Below are 17,898 nucleotides of genomic sequence, written 5' to 3'. Positions count from 1 at the left end.
GTGGTGCGGGAGTTGCGTTCGGAGCAGGAGGTGCCGAAGTGCTGCCGCGCAGCGTGCACAGCGCGCGGGGTCAGGCAGTAGGCGCGGTGTCACCCTTGTGGGGCGGGCGCCGTGATTGCTTGCGCAGACTCTCCGCCATCCGGACAGTCTTGCGCCACCCCTGGCAACCGAAGGATGCAAAGCTGTGATCTGCGGCCATGCATGGTGAATCCACCTGCACGAGACCCACCACCCACTCGGAGCACTGCCGGTAAGGTGCCACACGTACGCGAACTGACGCACCGTTCTGGGCAGTTCGGGCGCTCGGCGTACGCGGGGCGCCCGGGGCGGGGCGGCGACTCCACGAGCGGCCGGTCACGCGCTCACCCGCCTCCCGGGGCGCTCGCCCGGTCAACGGGCGCTCGCCGGCCGGTCGTTGCTCGCCGGTCAGTCGGTGCTCACCGGTCAGTCGGTGCTCACCGGTCAGTCGGTGCTCGCCGGTCAGTCGGTGCTCGCCGGTCAGCGGGCGGGGTAGGGCTGCCGGCTCCGGTGGTCGCGGTCGAAGAACGGGTGGGCGCAGGCGCGCAGCCACATGGCGACCGGGTCGTGCTCGTCGGCCATCAGCACGGTGGAGACCGCGAGACCCTGCGGAGCATGGGCGGACGCCCGCTGCACCAGCGCCCGGGCCGCCTCGATCGCGGGTGGCGACATGTCGTACAGGTCCAGGCCGATCGCCAGGTACGGCTCGCCGAGCGCCGGCCTCACCCAGGCCTGGCGCAGCGAGCGCAGCGGGCGCACCTCGCCGGCCTGCTGCTCCAGCACCGCGTAGAACTGCGGTGCCTGCACCGGGGGTTCGCCCAGCTGGAGCGGGCCCGCGGGCAGCCGGTCCAGGCCGGCCGCGATCCGGCGCAGGTCGGCCCAGGGGACGCCGACGCCGCCGCCCGGCACATGGGGGTTGAGCCACAGGCCCCAGCGGGCGCGGTACAGCGCGTTCGCGATCTCCAGCCCGGGGATCACCTCATGGGCGCGGGCCCAGCCGCTCGCGGTCAGCTGCTCGGGCGAGGTGACGGCGGGGGCGTAGCCGTGGCCGCCGATGTCCATGTTCCCGTACTGGGCGTCGGGGCTGCCGGGCGTGCCGTGCCAGAGCAGCATCCACACCTGGCCCTCGGCCAGGGCGCGCAGCAGGTTCTCGTACGCCTCCCAGCGCTCCGGTCCGACGTCGCGAAGGGCGTGCTCGATGGCGCCCGGGTCGGCTGCGGGGCGCGCGGCCGTGGGCGGCCCCCAGTCCGGTACGCCGTCCGCCGCTGTGCCGTTCACTCGCCCGCCTCCGGCCGGACCCGCGGGGCGAGCGCTCCGGGCGCGGCGGAAGCGCGCGGCTGCCTCACCCCGGCCAGGGGGTGTCTCCCGGCCGCCGGGCGGGGGGCGGTCGCCCCGATGCCCTGCTCGCTCACGTCGGGTCCTCCCCGTCCTCGTCCGCCGCCGTCACGCACTGCCACTGCCCCGGCGGCCCGCTCACCCGACCGTACGCCGCTGCCGGGCAGCAGCCTATGGGGCGGCGCCGACGGACCTGTCACCACCGCCGGTCACCGGCGGGTCGGGTCAGGCCCGGACGTAGAACGGCTGCACCCGGGCGAGCAGCCACTCCACCACCGGGTCGGCGACCAGGTCGAGCAGCACCAGGTGGACGCCGTACGGCAGCGGGGCGGTTCCCAGCGCGCGGCCGAGCGCCTCGTTGGCCTGCGCCGGGTCGGTCGGCAGGCCCGGGTCGAACTGCACCCCGACGAACAGCGCCGGGGCCTCCCCCTCCACCGAGGCGCAGGCCCGGCGCGCCGTCAACACACCAGGAAGTGCGGCGAGTTCGGCGGCAGCGGCGGCCAGGAAGGCGTACGGCTCCTCGTGCGGCCCGGGTTCGCGCAGCGCCACCTTGGCGCCGTCCGGCTGCCCCTGCCAGCGCTCGCCCTGCGGGCCGCGCCGCAGCTCACCGACCCCCTCGGGCGGGATCGGGATGCCCACCGGCGCCTCCGGGTTGACCGCGATCCCGACACCCAGCGGCAGTCCCCGGGCGAACTCCCAGACCGGCGCGATGGCGAACGGCATCCCCGGGGCGTGCTGGAGGAACAGCTCCTGCGAGGAGAAGACCGGGACGTACGGCGCACCGGCCAGCTCGATGGTCGGCAGGTCCAGCGCGGTGCCCTGCGGGTCGGCGCCGGCCGGCAGCGGGATCCACACCTGACTGCGGGCCAGCACCTCGACCACCCTGGCGGTCGCGCCCGGGTCGCCGAGTGCGGAGGTGAGCACCTGCTCCAGCTCGTTGGCGGGCCAGCTGCTGCCCGCCGGGGCCGTACCGGGCTCTGCCCATGCCTGCGTCTCGCCAGCGGGGTAGCTCATCGGCCCCTGCTCCTCCAACCTGACCGAGTGACGCCCGGTCTCACCGCTGCCAGAAGGGTAGCGGGCGGCGGTCCGTGCCCGATGCGCCCCTGTACCGCGAGGGTGAACGCCTGAACACGTCATCTGCCCCCCTGAGACGCGAAGTGGCGTAGTACGCTGTGGCCCTGCTCTCGGGCAGCGGTCAGGGCTTGGCCGTCATGAGGCTCTGTGGAGCCGAGTGAGAAGCCGCCCCGTTCGCGGGGTGGAGGAGTCACGATGAGCCCGCATACACAGCGCCCAACTTCATACAGGCCGTTCGAACCCGCGCGGGAGAGTCCGGAGTGCCCCGCACGGGCACGGGCCGGCGCCGAAGGAGCAAGTCCTCCCCGGAATCTCTCAGGCACCCCTACCGCACGGGCGAGGCAGATCTGGAAAGTGGACACGGCCGCGCCGTGCGCCCACCCACGGTGCAAGCCGCCATCCTTGGTTGCGGTGAAGCTCTCAGGTTGTGACGACAGACGGGGAGACTCCACCCCCGTGTGCCCGTACGCAGGTTACGGGCGCCCCTGAGTGCTCAGCCAAGGAGTTCCGCCGTGTCCCTCCGTCACACCGCGCTCGACGCCCTGCACCGCTCCCTCGGTGCGACCATGACCGACTTCGCCGGCTGGGACATGCCGCTGCGCTACGGCAGCGAGCGCGAGGAGCACATCGCGGTCCGCACCAAGGCCGGTCTCTTCGACCTCTCGCACATGGGCGAGATCACCGTCTCCGGGCCGCAGGCGGGCGACATGCTCGACCACGCGCTGGTCGGCTTCATCTCGGCGCTCGGCGTGCTGCGCGCCCGCTACACCATGATCTGCCGTGAGGACGGCGGCATCCTGGACGACCTGATCGTCTACCGCACGGCGGAGGACGAGTTCATGGTGGTCGCCAACGCCTCCAACGCCCAGGTGGTGCTGGACGCGCTGACCGAGCGTGCGGAGGGCTTCGACGCCGTGGTCCGCGACGACCGGGACGCCTTCGCGCTGCTCGCCGTCCAGGGGCCGGAGGCCAACGGCATCCTGGCGGGGCTCACCGAAGCCGACCTGCCGGGCCTGAAGTACTACGCGCTGCTGCCCGCCACGGTGGCCGACCGTCAGGTCTGGCTGGCCCGCACCGGTTACACCGGCGAGGACGGCTTCGAGATCTTCTGCACCCCCGGGGACGCCGAGCACCTGTGGACCTCGCTGAGCGCGGCCGGTGCCGACCGGGGCCTGGTCCCGTGCGGCCTGTCCTGCCGGGACACCCTGCGCCTGGAGGCGGGCATGCCGCTGTACGGGCACGAGCTCTCCACCGAGCTGACCCCCTTCGACGCCGGGCTCGGCCGGGTGGTCCGCTTCGACAAGACCACCAACAACGGCGAGTTCGTCGGCCGCAAGGCGCTGGAGCAGGCCTCCGCCGAGGCCGAGTCCAAGGCGCCGCGCAAGCTGGTCGGCCTGGTCTCCGAGGGCAAGCGGGTGCCGCGCGCCGAGTACTCGGTGGTGGACGCCGAGGGCACGGTGATCGGGCGGATCACCTCCGGCGCTCCCTCCCCCACCCTGGGCAAGCCGATCGCCATCGCGTACCTGGACGCCGCACACGCCGCGCCCGGTACGGCGGTCGCGGTGGACGTCCGAGGCAAGCACGAGCCGGTCGAGGTCGTCGCGCTGCCCTTCTACAAGCGCGCCCGCTGAGCCCGCGCCCGGCCCCGCCGTCTCATATCCCCCGACTGTCCGGTCCGCTCAGCGGACGGCTTCGCCCTACCCTCCTGCGATCCTGGAGAATGACGCCATGAGCAACCCCACGCACCTGCAGTTCAGCAAGGAGCACGAGTGGCTGACCGCCGCCGACGAGAACGGTGTCTCGACCGTCGGCATCACCGAGCACGCGGCCACCGCGCTCGGTGACATCGTCTACGTCCAGCTCCCGGAGGTCGGTGACACCGTCACCGCAGGTGAGTCCTGTGGCGAGCTCGAGTCCACCAAGTCGGTCAGCGACCTGTTCTCGCCGGCCACCGGCGAGGTCGTCGAGACCAACCAGGCCGTGATAGACGACCCGGCGCTGGTCAACGGCGAGCCGTTCACCGGCGGCTGGCTGTACAAGGTCAAGGTCACCGCGACCGATGAGCTGCTCACCGCCGCCGAGTACGACACCTTCATCGGCGCCTGACCTCTCCGGTCCTGGGGCGGCCGCACCGCGGCGGCCGCCCGCACCCCCTCAGGTCCCCTGCCCCGCCCCACAGGAAGACCCATTTCCATGACGGTTCTGAACCAGTCCCTGCACGCGCTCGACCCCGAGATCGCCGCCGCGGTCGACGCCGAGCTGCACCGCCAGCAGACCACCCTCGAAATGATCGCCTCCGAGAACTTCGCCCCGGTGGCGGTCATGGAGGCCCAGGGCTCGGTGCTCACCAACAAGTACGCCGAGGGCTACCCCGGCAAGCGCTACTACGGCGGCTGCGAGCACGTCGACGTGGTCGAGCAGATCGCCATCGACCGGATCAAGGAGCTGTTCGGCGCCGAGCACGCCAACGTCCAGCCGCACTCCGGCGCGCAGGCCAACGCCGCCGCGATGTTCGCGCTGATCCAGCCGGGCGACACCATCCTGGGCCTGAGCCTGGCCCACGGTGGCCACCTGACCCACGGCATGAAGATCAACTTCTCCGGCAAGCTCTACAACGTGGCCGCCTACCACGTGGACGAGAAGACCGGTCTGGTCGACATGGCCGAGGTCGAGCGCCTGGCCAAGGAGCACCAGCCGAAGCTGATCATCGCCGGCTGGTCCGCCTACCCGCGCCAGCTGGACTTCGCCGAGTTCCGCCGGATCGCGGACGAGGTCGGCGCGCTGCTGATGGTCGACATGGCCCACTTCGCCGGTCTGGTCGCCGCAGGCCTGCACCCGTCCCCGGTCCCGTACGCGGACGTGGTCACCACCACCACCCACAAGACCCTGGGCGGCCCGCGCGGCGGTGTGATCCTCTCCAAGGCCGAGTACGCCAAGAAGATCAACTCCGCGGTCTTCCCCGGCCAGCAGGGCGGCCCGCTGGAGCACGTGATCGCCGCCAAGGCCGTGTCCTTCAAGGTCGCCGCCTCGGAGGAGTTCAAGGAGCGCCAGCTCCGCACCCTGGAGGGTGCCCGGATCCTGGCCGAGCGCCTGCTCCAGGACGACACCGTCGCGGCCGGCGTCTCCGTCCTCTCCGGCGGCACCGACGTCCACCTGGTCCTGGTCGACCTGCGCAACAGCGAGCTGAACGGCCAGGACGCCGAGGACCGGCTGCACGAGGTCGGCATCACGGTCAACCGCAACGCCGTCCCGAACGACCCGCGCCCGCCGATGGTCACCTCCGGCCTGCGCATCGGCACCCCGGCGCTGGCCACCCGCGGCTTCCAGGCCGAGGACTTCCGCGAGGTCGCCGACATCATCGCCGAGGCGCTGCTGCCCGCCTTCGACGAGGAGAAGGCCACCGCGCTCAAGGCCCGCGTCACCGCGCTGGCCGTGAAGTACCCGCTCTACCCGGAGCTGTAAGCCCCCGGGGGAGCCACCCGCAGTCCCTCCGAGGTGACCGGCCTCACTCCGCCGCCGTCACCTCACGTTAAGGGGCACCGCGCACACTGGACGGTGAGCGCGGTGCCCCGAACCATGTACCGCCAGCAAGTCCTTCCACGAGACCCAGACAAGGACGTCCACCGTGGCCATCAGCGTCTTCGACCTCTTCTCCATCGGCATCGGCCCGTCCAGCTCGCACACGGTCGGCCCGATGCGGGCGGCCCGGATGTTCGCGCGCCGTCTGAAGTCGGAGGGGCTGCTCGCCCAGACGGCCTCGGTCCGCGCGGAGCTCTTCGGCTCGCTCGGCGCCACCGGCCACGGCCACGGCACCCCCAAGGCCGTGCTGCTCGGCCTGGAGGGCAACTCCCCCCGCACCGTCGACGTCGACCAGGCCGACCTCGACGTGGAGCGGATAAAGGCCGAGAAGCGCCTGCGCGTGCTGGGCGACCACGAGATCGCCTTCGACCCCGACACCCAGCTGATCCTGCACCGGCGCCGCTCCCTCCCGTACCACGCCAACGGCATGACCCTGGCGGCGTACGACTCCGATGGCGTCCCGCTGCTGGAGAAGACCTACTACTCGGTCGGCGGCGGCTTCGTGGTGGACGAGGACGCGATCGGCGCGGACCGGGTCAAGCCGGACGACACCGTGCTGCGCTACCCCTTCCGCACCGGCGAGGAGCTGCTGCGCCTCACCCGGGAGACCGGCCTGTCCATCTCCGGCCTGATGCTGGAGAACGAGAAGGCCTGGCGCTCCGAGGCCGAGATCCGGGCCGGGCTGCTGGAGATCTGGCACGTGATGCAGGAGTGCGTCGCGGCCGGCATGTCCCGCGAGGGCATCCTGCCGGGCGGGCTCAAGGTCCGCCGGCGCGCGGCCGCCGGGGCGCGGGCGCTGCGCGCCGAGGGCATCGGCCCGGCGAACGCGATGGAGTGGGTCACCCTCTACGCGATGGCCGTCAACGAGGAGAACGCCTCCGGCCAGCGGGTGGTCACCGCCCCCACCAACGGCGCGGCGGGCATCATCCCGGCCGTCCTGCACTACTACCTGAACTTCATCCCGGGCGCCGACGACGAGGGCATCGTCCGCTTCCTGCTGGCGGCGGGCGCGATCGGCATGCTCTTCAAGGAGAACGCCTCCATCTCCGGCGCCGAGGTCGGCTGCCAGGGCGAGGTCGGCTCCGCCTGCTCGATGGCGGCCGGCGGTCTGGCCGAGGTCCTCGGCGGCACCCCCGAGCAGGTCGAGAACGCCGCCGAGATCGGCATCGAGCACAACCTGGGCCTCACCTGCGACCCGGTCGGCGGCCTGGTCCAGATCCCCTGCATCGAGCGCAACGGCATGGCCTCGGTCAAGGCCGTCACCGCCGCCCGGATGGCCCTGCGCGGCGACGGCCGCCACCACGTCTCCCTCGACAAGGCGATCAAGACCATGAAGGAGACCGGCGCCGACATGAAGATCAAGTACAAGGAGACCTCGCGCGGCGGGCTCGCGGTCAACGTCATCGAGTGCTGACACGCTCGCGCTGAGCAAGCCCCTGCCGAAGTCCCCGGTCCGCCCTGCGGGCCGGGGACTTCGGCCGCTGGGCCCTGTGCTGATGGCATGGCGGTGCAACCGGAGATCACCATGGGGGAAGCCGTCCCGAGCCCGCCGGCGTCAGCGCTCGAATCGGTCGGCTGACCCCCTGCCGCGCGGTTTCGAAAGGCCGGGTGCCGCGCGAACTCGCCGTGGTCACGAGTTGATCGGTTCACGGCCCGCACCGGCTCAGACCCCGGAGGGCTTCGGCCGTCGGGGCTGAGGAAACAGCGGTGCATCGGAGGACACATTCCGCCGGGTCCGGTCAATATTTACTTTTCCGGAATCCGTCTGCATAGTGACGCCTCGAAATATTTGTGGGTCGAGCCGAGAGGGCCTTTTCTTGTCTCAGATCAACGATGTCGCCGCGCGCGAGGTGGAGCTTGAGCGAGTTCAGGTTTCCGTCATAGGCGAGCTGTTCGACGAGCGGCTGGCCGGGGCGCGGGAGCAGCTGGCGCGCGTGCTCGCGTCGCCGTCCGACGGCGCGGGCGAGGCGTACGAGAGGGAAGTGGCGGCCGGGCGGCTGGCGGGGGAGGTCCGTCGGCTGGAGGGGGCCAGGGGCGGGCTGGTCTTCGGCCGGATCGACCTGGCGGACGGGACCGTCCTGCGGATCGGGCGCCTGGGGCTGCAAAGGGATTCGGACGAGCTGCCGGTGCTGGTGGATTGGCGAGCCGAGGCCGCGCGGCCCTTCTACGAGGCGACACCGGTTCATCCCATGGGGCTGCGGCGGCGGCGCCACCTGCGCCTGTCGGGCCTCACGGTGGTGGGGCTGAGCGATGAGCTGCTCGACGGCTCCGCACCCACCGGACAGGACGTGGTCGGCGACGGTCCGTTGACGGCGGCGCTCCAGGAGAGGCGCACGGGGCGGATGGGTGCGGCGGTCGCCACGCTCCAGACCGAGCAGGACGCGATCGTCCGGTCGCCGCACCGCGGGGTGACGGTGGTGCAGGGTGGCCCGGGCACCGGAAAGACGGTGGTGGCGCTGCACCGCGCCGCGTATGTGCTGTACGCGTTCCCGAAGGCAGCCGAGCACGGTGTGCTCGTACTGGGGCCGAACGCGCGGTTCCTCGACTACATCTGCCAGGTCCTGCCCTCGCTCGGGGAGAACGACGTCGTCTTGGCGACCTGCGAGGAACTGGCCGGCGTCGTACCGGGCGCCGCGGACCCCTTCGAGGTGGCGCGCCTGAAGGGGAGTGCCGAACTGGCCGACGCGCTGGCCGCCGTGGTCCGCTCACGGCAGGCCCCGGGCGGCGACTTCGGCGTCCGGGTCGGGCAGGAGTGGATCGATCTGCAGGACGGGGATGTCGCACAGGCGCGGGAGTCGGCGCAGACCAGTGGTCTCGCGCACAACCGGGCGCGTCGGCTGTTCAAGGAGCTGCTGGTCGACGCCCTCGTCCGTGAGCTTGCCCGCAGCGGTGCCGAGGCGCTTGAACGTATCGACGCCCAGGTCACGCAACTGACCGGCCTCGACCTCGACCGGATCGCGGCAGCGGACCTGCGCCGCCTCGGTGTTGACGACGCGCCCGCCACAGGTGCCGACGAATTCGACGCCGATGCCGTGCGCGCCGAACTCCTGGACGATGCCTCGCTCGATCAGGCCGTCGAGGGCCTGTGGCCGCGGCTCACGCCCGGTGACGTGGTCCGCGCCCTGCTGACGGACGGCGACGCGCCGGCCGCGTACCTGTGGCAGTTCACCGACGACCAGCGGGCCCTGCTGCGGCGAACGCCTGGTGCGCCCTGGACGGACGCCGATGTGCCGCTTCTCGACGAGGCGGCGAGCCTGGTCGACGGGCCGCCCGAGCACGCCTTCGGGCACGTCGTCGTCGACGAGGCACAGGAGCTCACCGCCATGCAGTGGCGGATGATCGTGCGCCGTTGCCCGGGCAGGTCGATGACACTGGTCGGAGACTTCGCCCAGGCAGGCCCGGCGACGGCGGCCCGGGACTGGCAGGAGGCACTCGGCCCGCACCTCGGACGGCGCTTCGACCTGCGCACCCTGACCGTCAGCTATCGGACCACACAGGAGATCCTCGCCGTCACAGAGGACCTGCTCACCCGGATCGCCCCGGACCGGCCACCGATCCGGTCGATCCGGCGCGGCGAGGAGCCTCGAACCCTTGCCGCGGCCCCTGAATCACTCGTCACCGCCCTTGTGCGGGAGCTGCGAGAGCAGGGCGCCGCGCACCCGGGCGAGTTGGCCGGGGTGGTCTGCGCCGACGGCAGGACGGAGGAGCTCGCGGCTGCGGGGATCGAGCAGCATGCCCGGCTGGTGCCGGCCTCACAGGCGCGCGGCCTGGAGTTCGACGCCGTCGTCGTGGTCGACCCGGACGGGATCACCGCCGCCCGCCCCGGGGGCGAGCGCGACCTGTACGTCGCCCTCACCCGGGCCACCAAGCGACTGTGCACGATCACCGTCCCGCCCGCCGTGAAGACGACGGGATGAGGACGCCCCGGGCGGGCCGGGCCCGGGTAGCAGTCACTCGGCTTGTGCGGGCCGGACGTTGAGCCGTAACCCGTTCTGATGAACGGGTTCCGAGGCGCTGGCCCGGCGTCGCCTCGGCGTTCCTCCCTGGAACTCGGGATTGGCGAAACCGGGCCCCGCGAGCCCGGCGTTCTGGCATGCTCGACAAGACGAACGAGGCCCCGGCTGCTGCTGGGGCCTCGTGCTTGTCCAACGGTCCACGAGGGGTGGGGACTTGCAGTACACCGTCAGCGCTTCGGTCTTCCTCGGCATCATCATCCTGGTCCGGCTGGCCCGGCGGACGGAAGCCCGTACTCGGGTGGACGAGAAGCTGACGGCGATCAGCTGCATCGTGTTCGGCGTTCTGATCGCCGCGACGCCGTGGGGCCAGGCGATCCTCAAGCTGGTCGGCGTGGCGACCCAGGCGGGCCAGGCGCTCCACTGAGACCCGGGAATCCTCCGGGCGCGCCGCCGGAAGCGTGCCGGACGTCGGCACGGGGCACGGGGTCCAGGTCCATGGATGTCGCCTGGTGCGTCTGCGACAGAGGATCTTCAACCTGCCCTAGTGTTAAGGGAGTTACCGATGGCATCTCGCCGCCGGGACCTCGTCTTTCCGGGCGGAGTTCGATCTTGCGATACGTGCGGCTGCTGCACCGGGGGCCGGTGCTGCTCCTGTGGGGCGCGCAGATGCTGTCGGTCTTCGGCGACCGGCTCTATGCCTTGGCGGTGATGTGGATCGCCTGGGAGAAGTCCGGCGCCGGTGCGATGGGCCTGGTGGCCGTCGCCGAGTCGGTGCCGTACATCGTGCTCGGCACCGTCGGCCGCAGGGTCATGGAGCGGTTCGCCGCGCTGCGTGCCCTCGCTCTTGTCGATGTCGTGCGGATGGTGCTGGTGGCCGTGCTCCCGTGGACCTGGCAGGCATTCGGGGCTGTGGGGTTGCTGGTGTCCGCCGCGCTGCTCGGCATCGGCGGGGCGCTCTTCGACCCGAACCTGGGCGCTCTGGTACCCGAGCTGGTGCGGCCGGAGGAGGTCCAGGCCGTCAACGGCCTGATGGATCTGACGGGACGGGTGGCCCGGTTCGCCGGGCCGGGCAGCGCCGGTCTGCTGCTCGCGGTGATGCCGATGACCGGGCTGTTCTGGCTGGACGCCGCCACGTTCGCCGTCTCCGCCGTGGCCCTGCTCCTGCTGCCCTCGGCACGGCGCGCGGCACGGCCGAACCAGGCTGCCGTCGCTGATTCACGGATGCGTCCTCGAGCGCGGGTGCTGCTGCGGACGCGGCCGGACACGGCAGTGGCGATCGCGGTTCACGGTGGGGGGATCTTCGCCCACTCCGTCGCCCTGGCACTTCCGGCATTCCTGGCCTCGCGGCTGAATGCGGGGGCGGGGGCGTATGCGGCGGCACTGGCGGCCACGGGGCTGGGCGCGCTGGTCGGCAACGGCTTCGCCGGCAACGTCCGGCTGCCGAGGAACCTGCCCGGCTGGTACTGCGGCCTGTGGGCGGCCTCCGGGTTGGTACTCGCCGCGATCAGCACCGTCCGGTCCGTCCCGGCACTGCTCGGCCTGTCGGTCGTGCTCGGGCTTGTGAACCCGTTCCTTCAGGTGGCGCTGTCCACGCATCTCTCGTCGTTCGCGCCCGGCGCCCGACTGCGGCTGATGACGGTCGACCTGACGGTGATCCGCACCGCCGGAACCGTGGCCATGTTCGTGATCCCCGCACTGGCCGGACGGGCCCCGGCGGTCTCGTTCCTCGTCAGCGGCGGCCTGCTGGTGCTGATCGCCTGCAGCGGGTCGGCCGGCGCCTGGTGGTGGTCGCGGACGCCGGTCGTGGTCCCTGCTGAGCCGGAGCCGGTACTGGTCGCGGACTGATACGTCGAAGGGCCGGGCCCCCGGCATGGGAGCCCGGCCCGGTCGGTCTCAGATCAGGCGATCAGCGACCACCAGGAGTTTGCAGCGTGGCGATGTGATGCGCCAAGCTCGCCATCGCATTCCAGGCCGCACCCCGCCTCGCCGCGATTCTCATCCGGGCGCGCCGCCGGCCCTATGGCCGGCCGAGGGCGTGCTCCTTGAGGAAGACCCCCGCGTGGGCCGCGGCCTCTTCCCTGGTCGCGTACCAGGTGTCACCGTCGGCCGCCCCACGCGTTCCGTCGGCTCCGTCGCCGGTCCACCTCCAGCCGCCGGACGCGGGATCCTGCACGAACTCGGCCGTCCCACCGAAGAGTTCGAGCGCGGGACCCGTCTGTGCCGCCGTGCTCGCCGAGCGGTTGACGGCATCGGGCCACTTCTTGCGGGCGCCTTGCCGGGTGATGCCCCAGACCGCGCCCATCTGTTCGTAGCTCGCGCCGTAGGAGCCGGCGGTGCCCGCTGCGATCGCCGTCAGCCGCTTGACCTCCGCGTCCACCACCTTCCATGCGGCCAGCACGGACAGGGCCACTTCGGTCGGATCCGCGCCCCACATGCGCTCCTCGGACAGCCCTGACACCCGGGAGCGCAGGGCCGATGCGAGTGGATTGAGGGCATCGTAGAGAGCCTTGTCGAGCTCGATCCGTTCCTCGGGGGTGATCTCGGTCGCATCCATGCGACAACTTTAGTTAACACCCGATGGGATGTAAACCAAAGTTTCCATTCGTGACCGTGCGTCATGCATGACCAGGCTTCAGCCCGGCGTCGGCCGGCACACCGTTACCAACCAGACCGAGAGCACCGAGCTCGGACTCCGCAGCCCCTCCTGTTGTCCCCGTCCGCGGCAGCACGCATGGTGAGAGGGCAGCTCAACAGCCCCCGCAGGTCGGCTCAGCCACCAGGAGCACCCCCGTGACCGAATCCTCGGCCCCCCAGCACAGAGCCCCGGTGAAGACCATCGCCTTCGTCCAGTACCCGGGCCTCACCCCGCTCGACATCATCGGCCCACTGCAGGTCTTCAGCGAGCTGTCCCATCTCGCCCCCGGCTACGACACGGCCGTGGTCGGCGAGCGGATCGAACCGATGGCCACGGACACCCCGCTGTCCCTGGTTCCCAGCCACACCTTCGAGACCATGCCCGATCCGTACGCGCTCATCGTGCCCGGTGGCACAGCCCCCACCCTCGCCGCGATGGCCGACGAGAAGCTGCTGGACAGGCTGCGTACCGCGGCCGCACGGTCCGAGATCGTCGGTTCCGTGTGCACCGGCTCGCTGCTGCTCGCCGCCGCCGGTCTCCTGGAAGGGCGCCGGGCCAACTCGCACTGGATGTACCGCAGCCTGCTGGCCAGGTTCGGGGCGCTCCCGGTGGCCGAGCGCTGGGTCCAGGACGGCAACGTCATCACCTGCGCCGGGGTGTCGGCCGGCATCGACCTGGCACTCCACCTGGTCGGCGAGCTCGCCGGCCCGGACATCGCGCGCAAGGTCCAGCTGTTCGTCGAGTACGACCCCCACCCCCCGTTCGGCCCGATCGACTGGGAGGCCGCCAACCCCGGCCAGTACGCCGCCCAGGGCCAGAAGCGTCTTCGCCAGGCCCTCGCCGACCATCCCGCACTCCTGGAACGCCTGACCGGCTGACCGCCTGACCGGCTGACCGGCCGTCACGCCAACGGGTCGGCCCACGGGGAGGGGTGCGACAAGGTGGTACCCGGCCAAGGTCTCCGTGAGCGGCTGTGCGCCATGGCCAGGATCCAAGCCGGCACCGACCTGCACCGTCGCCGAGTGCTCGCCCGGCGCCGCCCGCGTCGAACCCGGTGCTCTTCAGTGGGCGGCCGCACGGGGCGGAAAAGTAAGTGCCGCTATGGTTACGCACCGTACGCACCCGTCGGGGGTGCGTCGACGGTAAGGGGCCCACGGTGTTCACGAGCGTCCTGTTGATCGAGCAGCCGCTGTCCGCGACCGACGTCGACTTCGTCACGACCCTGCACGACGACGACATGTCCTTCGTCGTCCTGATGCAGCCGCGGGGCGATCAGGACCGGCTTCTGCGTGCCGTCGACGACGTCGCACTCGGCGAGTTCGAGGAGGCGGTCCACGAGCGCGATGAGCCCGAAGGCGCGGAGGCCCTGCGGCCCGCTTCTCTCGCGTTGGAGCACTCGCTCAGGCTTCTGCGGGCGGCGGGCTGCGAGGCCGTCGGCCAGCTCGTCGAATCCCACCCGCTGGATCTGCTGCGGTCGGTGGTCGAGCAGACGCATGCCGACGAGGTGATCGTCCTGACCGCTCCGCACCTGGTGGAGGAGTTCTTCCAGCGGGACTGGGCGAGCCGGGCCCGTCACAAGGTGGGTGTTCCGGTGCTGAAGCTCTACGCCCACGCCGACGATGAGGAGAAGCCGGAGGCGGAGTGACCCGCGTCCCACCCGGGACGCGAACTCGGCCTGTCCGGAGGGGATTTGAATAGGCGAGACGGCAGGCCCCGGGTCGGGGCCTGCCGGTGATCGGGAGCGCCGCCGCCTAGTGCCCGACGAACTTGACGCTTGAGAAGTGAACGGAACCGACTGCGCTGCGGTGCGGGATCACGTCAGCTCTTCCGTGACAGTCCGAAGCCCGGTAGGTGTAGGCGTCGTAATCCGTTGCGTTGATCGCGGCCCCGGAACCGCTCGCCAGATAGCACGGACCGGCAGCGGGGTTGATGGCGTGGGGTCTGCCGCCGCCGTCCACGTACACGAAGACGCTCACCCCGGGGGGAGTTTCCGCGGCGTAGCTGATGGTGGGCGCGGCGATTCCGGTGAGCATGGCGGCTGCGCCGAGGGCGGCCACGCCGAGGGTGAAGCGCTTCATGGTTCTCTCCTTCGGTTTCGTCGTTTTCCCCCGCCGAGTCGCAGGGACGCGGTCCGTGGCGGGCTCGGCGGGTCAGCGGGCCGAGGTGCACCGAGGTGGTGCGGTACGGCCCTTGCCGTGGCCGGCTGATGAGCCGACGGCGTTTCTGGGAGAGTCGTAACCGGGAAGGGATGCGTGCCGGGGCCGCCGCCGCGTCGCCGTGGGCGTCGCTCCGGCTCAGGGTCGCCCGAACCGCATGCCGGGACAACGCCCGGCCGAGCGCGAGCCGGCCCACTGCCGGCTTGGGGGCGGAGACCGTCCGCTACTTCGTCACCATGACCCCGCGCGCGGCGGCGGTGGGTGTGACGGAGCCGGGAATCGTTGCGATGCGTCGCATGGTGTGTCTCCGTTCCCTGGTCATTCGCGGGAGGTGAGGATCCTGCGGCGAACACCTGCCGGGTGCGACGGACGCGGGTACCGCGCGGTGCAGCCGTGAAAGCCGCGACCTGACGGCATCACACCCACCCGCCGACCCCTCGGGCATTCCCGCCTTCCTTTCCCCTGCCCGCCCTGACAGCGTAGGCCCGCCGACTGGCGCCGCCACGTTCGCTGGTCCGTTCGGGTGACGGTCCGGCCTTCCACAAGAGAGCCGCACCCCTCGGGCGAAGGGGCGTACCGGCCCCTACACACGTGCTCGGGTGTCGGCCGGGCTGTGACCTGCGGATGGCGGCTGCCCGGTCGGGAGAGCCCTCCGGCCGGGGTCGTCCTCGTAGCGGGTGGCCAGGGTCCGCGCCGTCCGGGCGATCCGGTCGCGGAGCTCGGCCGGTGCCATGACCTCGATATCGGCGCCCAGCCGCAGGAACTCTCCGTGGGCGTGGTCGATCGACTCGATGGGCACCCGCGCCTCCGTCCATCCGTCGCCCGTGGGTGTCACGCCGAGGCGGCGGGCGCCCTCCGGAGTGAGCCGTACCAGGGCCTCCCCGGTGTGCAGCCGGGCCCGGAAGTCGGCCAGATAGCCGTTCCAGTACGCGGCCAGCTCGAACCCGTCCGGGACGACGAACTCCTCCTCCAGCGGCCGGAGTTCGAGGATCTGGTCGACCCGGTAGGTACGGATCCCGGTCCTGCCGCCGGCGACCAGGTACCAGCGGCCGGACTTGAGTACGAGCCCGTACGGCTCCACCCGCCGCTCGATCTCCTCCGGTGCCCGCCAGCGCCGGTAGCCCAGGACCACCGCCCGCCGTGCCCACAGCGCGGCGGCGACCGCGGCCAGGTACGGCGTACGGTCGGCCTCGCCGTACCAGCCGGGGGCGTCGAGCAGGAAACGTTCCTGGATCCGCCGGGCGTGCTCGCGCAGCTCCGCCGGAAGGGCGGCCCGCAGCTTGAGCTGGGCGGTGGCGAGCGCCTCGCCGAGGCCGAGCTCGGCGGCGGCGCCGGGGAGTGCGGCGAGGAACGCGGCCTGCGCCTCGTCCGCGGTGAGTCCGGTGAGCCGGGTCCGGTAGCCGTCGACCAGCCGGTAGCCGCCCGCGTGGCCGGCCTCGCCGTACAGCGGGACACCGGCGGCGGCGAGCGCCTCGACGTCCCGGTAGACCGTGCGGACGGAGACTTCCAGTTCCCCGGCCAGCTGCTGGGCCGTCATCCGGCCCCGGTTCTGGAGCAGGAGAAGCAGGGTGACCAGCCGACTCGCTCGCATACCGCTCAGTATCCACTGACAGGAGATGTCAGTTGAGCGCCCCTAGCCTGCGGCGCATGGACGACTTCGACATCCCGCACGGCTCCTGGCACATGGCCGACCGCCGTCCCGCCGCACCGCTCGGCTCGGGCCCCGGCACCCGGATGAACTTTCCGGACCACCGGCCGCTGTTCGGGGGTACCGGTGACTGGACCGTGGGCCTCACCCACACCGGGGCGGCCGGCTCATGACCATCGTCGAACTCCGGCAGTACACCCTGCACCCCGGAGCCCGGGAGACGCTGATCGACCTGTTCGAGCGCGAGTTCGTGACCGGCCAGCAGGCGGTCGGCATCACCCTCGGCGGCCGCTTCCGTGACCTGGACGACCCGGACCGCTTCGTCTGGCTGCGCGCGTTCCCCGACATGGCGCAGCGTCGGCGCTCGCTGGAGGCGTTCTACACGGGCCCGGTCTGGCGGAAGCACCGCGACGCGGCCAACGCCACCATGGTCGACAGTGACGACGTCCTGCTGCTGCGCGGCCCCGGCTTCACACCGCGGCCGGGCACCCGCGAGGTGGTCGCGACCGTCTGCCACCCCACCGACGCGGCTGCCTTCGACGCCTACGCCGCCCGGAACCTGGGCCCGGTCCATGCGCTGCATCGCACCGAGCACGCCGATAACGACTACCCCCTCCTGCCCGTCCGCACCGGGGAGGACGTCCGGGTCTGGTTCGGCCCGGCCGAGCCACCGCCCTGGCCGATCCAGCGGCTGCGGCTGGAACCCGTGGGGGCTTAGCCTCGGGCTTTCACGAGCGGCCCCTCCGACAGGTGGATAAGCGAAATCGCCTCCGCCCAGCGGGAATTCGGCGCCATGGGCGGCGCACCGAGCGCGGATGCCGTCTTCGGAGGGCGCGGATTCGCCGCTCTGGATCCGGCTGGTCCTGGCGAGGCGCCGGGCCGGAGACGAGCGTCAGCTGCCGCACGCGCAGTCGGTGACGGCCTCCGCCTCGGCCGGACTCTGAGCTCGACTCCGGGCCAGAGCGACGACCGGTTCGACGGCCGACTCGACGACCGGATCGGCGGCCTGCTCGTCCGACGTACAGCAGGCGGCCGGCACGGCGGCGCTCTTGCCGAGAGCGTCGGCGTCGGCCTTGACGACGTAGACCTCCCAGGGCTCCTTGCCGGGGCCGGTCACCCAGACCTTGTCCTGGAGCGCGTAGCAGCAGGAGGTGTCGTTCTCCTCGAAGGTGGCCAGTCCGGCGTCCTTGAGGCGGGTGGTCGCGGCGGCGACCTGCTCGGTGGTCGCGACCTCGACGCCGAGGTGGTCGAGGCGGGTGTCCTCGCCGCTCTCGCCTTCGATGAGGACGAGCTTCAGGGGCGGTTCGGTGATGGCGAAGTTGGCGTAGCCGGGGCGGCGCTTGGCGGGCTCGGCGCCGAAAAGCTTGGAGTAGAAGGCGATGGAGCCTTCGAGGTCGGCGACGCGCAGGGCGAGCTGGACACGGGACACGGGGACCTCCAACAGCCTAGATCGATATCCGTCGATGCAACCTTGCGACCTGGATCGAAGTTCGTCAA

17 protein-coding genes and 1 riboswitch are annotated in these 17,898 nt (G+C 71.7%); of the genes, 11 read left to right on the top strand and 6 right to left on the bottom strand.

Going from position 1 to position 17,898, the window contains the following annotated elements; genetic code table 11:
- Positions 1–498: 498 nt before the first annotated feature.
- Together ACSMTC_RS24280 and ACSMTC_RS24275 are read right to left on the bottom strand one after the other, a co-directional pair.
- The gene (locus ACSMTC_RS24280) at positions 499–1,296 is read right to left on the bottom strand and encodes an enhanced serine sensitivity protein SseB C-terminal domain-containing protein (RefSeq protein WP_436561833.1); all 798 of its coding nucleotides are present in this window, start codon (positions 1,294–1,296) and stop codon (positions 499–501) included.
- A 282-nt stretch (positions 1,297–1,578) separates the two neighbouring features.
- Positions 1,579–2,367 (bottom strand): enhanced serine sensitivity protein SseB C-terminal domain-containing protein, encoded by a 789-nt coding sequence (locus ACSMTC_RS24275; RefSeq protein ID WP_436561832.1) that lies wholly within the window; start codon positions 2,365–2,367, stop codon positions 1,579–1,581.
- Positions 2,368–2,663: 296 nt separating this feature from the next.
- Positions 2,664–2,768, top strand: a riboswitch (glycine riboswitch).
- Between the two features lie 171 nt (positions 2,769–2,939).
- On the opposite strand from ACSMTC_RS24275, the gene gcvT reads away from it, so the two are divergent.
- The 7 genes from gcvT (at position 2,940) to ACSMTC_RS24240 (ending at position 11,807) form a co-directional block, all read left to right on the top strand.
- A complete protein-coding gene (gene gcvT, locus ACSMTC_RS24270; RefSeq protein ID WP_436561831.1) occupies positions 2,940–4,058 on the top strand; it encodes a glycine cleavage system aminomethyltransferase GcvT in 1,119 nt (372 codons plus the stop codon).
- A 97-nt stretch (positions 4,059–4,155) separates the two neighbouring features.
- The gene (gene gcvH, locus ACSMTC_RS24265; RefSeq protein WP_436561830.1) at positions 4,156–4,533 is read left to right on the top strand and encodes a glycine cleavage system protein GcvH; all 378 of its coding nucleotides are present in this window, start codon (positions 4,156–4,158) and stop codon (positions 4,531–4,533) included.
- An 87-nt stretch (positions 4,534–4,620) separates the two neighbouring features.
- Positions 4,621–5,889 carry a serine hydroxymethyltransferase gene (gene glyA, locus ACSMTC_RS24260; protein ID WP_436561829.1) on the top strand — a complete coding sequence of 423 codons (1,269 nt, stop codon included), beginning with the start codon at positions 4,621–4,623 and terminating at the stop codon, positions 5,887–5,889.
- A 163-nt stretch (positions 5,890–6,052) separates the two neighbouring features.
- Positions 6,053–7,420, top strand: a complete 1,368-nt coding sequence (locus ACSMTC_RS24255; RefSeq protein WP_436561828.1) for an L-serine ammonia-lyase — start codon at positions 6,053–6,055, stop codon at positions 7,418–7,420.
- Between the two features lie 403 nt (positions 7,421–7,823).
- Entirely contained in the window at positions 7,824–9,923 is a 2,100-nt protein-coding gene (locus ACSMTC_RS24250) for a HelD family protein (protein WP_436561827.1), read from the top strand.
- A 253-nt stretch (positions 9,924–10,176) separates the two neighbouring features.
- Positions 10,177–10,386 (top strand): hypothetical protein, encoded by a 210-nt coding sequence (locus ACSMTC_RS24245; protein ID WP_436561826.1) that lies wholly within the window; start codon positions 10,177–10,179, stop codon positions 10,384–10,386.
- A 194-nt stretch (positions 10,387–10,580) separates the two neighbouring features.
- The gene (locus ACSMTC_RS24240; RefSeq protein WP_436564795.1) at positions 10,581–11,807 is read left to right on the top strand and encodes an MFS transporter; all 1,227 of its coding nucleotides are present in this window, start codon (positions 10,581–10,583) and stop codon (positions 11,805–11,807) included.
- Positions 11,808–11,979: 172 nt separating this feature from the next.
- Here the strand turns inward: ACSMTC_RS24240 and ACSMTC_RS24235 are convergent, their stop codons facing one another.
- On the bottom strand, positions 11,980–12,516 hold the full coding sequence (locus ACSMTC_RS24235; RefSeq protein ID WP_436561825.1) for a hypothetical protein: 537 nt from the start codon (positions 12,514–12,516) through the stop codon (positions 11,980–11,982).
- 236 nt (positions 12,517–12,752) lie between these two features.
- Between ACSMTC_RS24235 and ACSMTC_RS24230 the strand changes: the two genes are divergently transcribed.
- On the top strand, positions 12,753–13,475 hold the full coding sequence (locus tag ACSMTC_RS24230; RefSeq protein ID WP_436561824.1) for a DJ-1/PfpI family protein: 723 nt from the start codon (positions 12,753–12,755) through the stop codon (positions 13,473–13,475).
- Between the two features lie 278 nt (positions 13,476–13,753).
- Positions 13,754–14,242, top strand: a complete 489-nt coding sequence (locus ACSMTC_RS24225) for an indole-3-glycerol phosphate synthase (protein ID WP_436561823.1) — start codon at positions 13,754–13,756, stop codon at positions 14,240–14,242.
- 106 nt (positions 14,243–14,348) lie between these two features.
- On the opposite strand, the gene ACSMTC_RS24220 is transcribed toward ACSMTC_RS24225, so the two are convergent.
- Both ACSMTC_RS24220 and ACSMTC_RS24215 read right to left on the bottom strand, forming a co-directional pair.
- Complete coding sequence (locus tag ACSMTC_RS24220; protein WP_436561822.1) at positions 14,349–14,675, bottom strand: hypothetical protein; 327 nt, start codon at positions 14,673–14,675, stop codon at positions 14,349–14,351.
- A 661-nt stretch (positions 14,676–15,336) separates the two neighbouring features.
- On the bottom strand, positions 15,337–16,344 hold the full coding sequence (locus tag ACSMTC_RS24215; protein WP_436561821.1) for a helix-turn-helix transcriptional regulator: 1,008 nt from the start codon (positions 16,342–16,344) through the stop codon (positions 15,337–15,339).
- A gap of 32 nt (positions 16,345–16,376) precedes the next feature.
- Here ACSMTC_RS24215 and ACSMTC_RS24210 point away from each other — a divergent pair, with 32 nt between their 5' ends.
- Positions 16,377–16,574 (top strand): hypothetical protein, encoded by a 198-nt coding sequence (locus tag ACSMTC_RS24210; RefSeq protein WP_436561820.1) that lies wholly within the window; start codon positions 16,377–16,379, stop codon positions 16,572–16,574.
- The gene (locus ACSMTC_RS24205) at positions 16,571–17,119 is read left to right on the top strand and encodes an NIPSNAP family protein (protein WP_436561819.1); all 549 of its coding nucleotides are present in this window, start codon (positions 16,571–16,573) and stop codon (positions 17,117–17,119) included. The genes ACSMTC_RS24210 and ACSMTC_RS24205 overlap by 4 nt, the downstream gene beginning before the upstream one ends.
- A 174-nt stretch (positions 17,120–17,293) precedes the next feature.
- On the opposite strand, the gene ACSMTC_RS24200 is transcribed toward ACSMTC_RS24205, so the two are convergent.
- Positions 17,294–17,830 (bottom strand): ArsI/CadI family heavy metal resistance metalloenzyme, encoded by a 537-nt coding sequence (locus ACSMTC_RS24200; protein ID WP_436561818.1) that lies wholly within the window; start codon positions 17,828–17,830, stop codon positions 17,294–17,296.
- Positions 17,831–17,898 lie beyond the last annotated feature (68 nt).

Source organism: Kitasatospora sp. HPM-01-4, from assembly GCF_051374625.1.
In the GTDB taxonomy this organism is placed as follows: domain Bacteria; phylum Actinomycetota; class Actinomycetes; order Streptomycetales; family Streptomycetaceae; genus Kitasatospora.
Note: the sequence above shows the minus strand (reverse complement) of the source record. Positions and strands in the feature narration are given on the sequence as shown.

Coding starts and splice junctions, on each gene's coding strand:
- ACSMTC_RS24215 (WP_436561821.1), bottom strand. CDS start 16,344: ATGCGAGCGAGTCGGCTGGTCACCCTGCTTCTCCTGCTCCAGAACCGG.
- ACSMTC_RS24235 (WP_436561825.1), bottom strand. CDS start 12,516: ATGGATGCGACCGAGATCACCCCCGAGGAACGGATCGAGCTCGACAAG.
- glyA (WP_436561829.1), top strand. CDS start 4,621: ATGACGGTTCTGAACCAGTCCCTGCACGCGCTCGACCCCGAGATCGCC.
- ACSMTC_RS24205 (WP_436561819.1), top strand. CDS start 16,571: ATGACCATCGTCGAACTCCGGCAGTACACCCTGCACCCCGGAGCCCGG.
- ACSMTC_RS24275 (WP_436561832.1), bottom strand. CDS start 2,367: ATGAGCTACCCCGCTGGCGAGACGCAGGCATGGGCAGAGCCCGGTACG.
- ACSMTC_RS24220 (WP_436561822.1), bottom strand. CDS start 14,675: ATGAAGCGCTTCACCCTCGGCGTGGCCGCCCTCGGCGCAGCCGCCATG.
- gcvH (WP_436561830.1), top strand. CDS start 4,156: ATGAGCAACCCCACGCACCTGCAGTTCAGCAAGGAGCACGAGTGGCTG.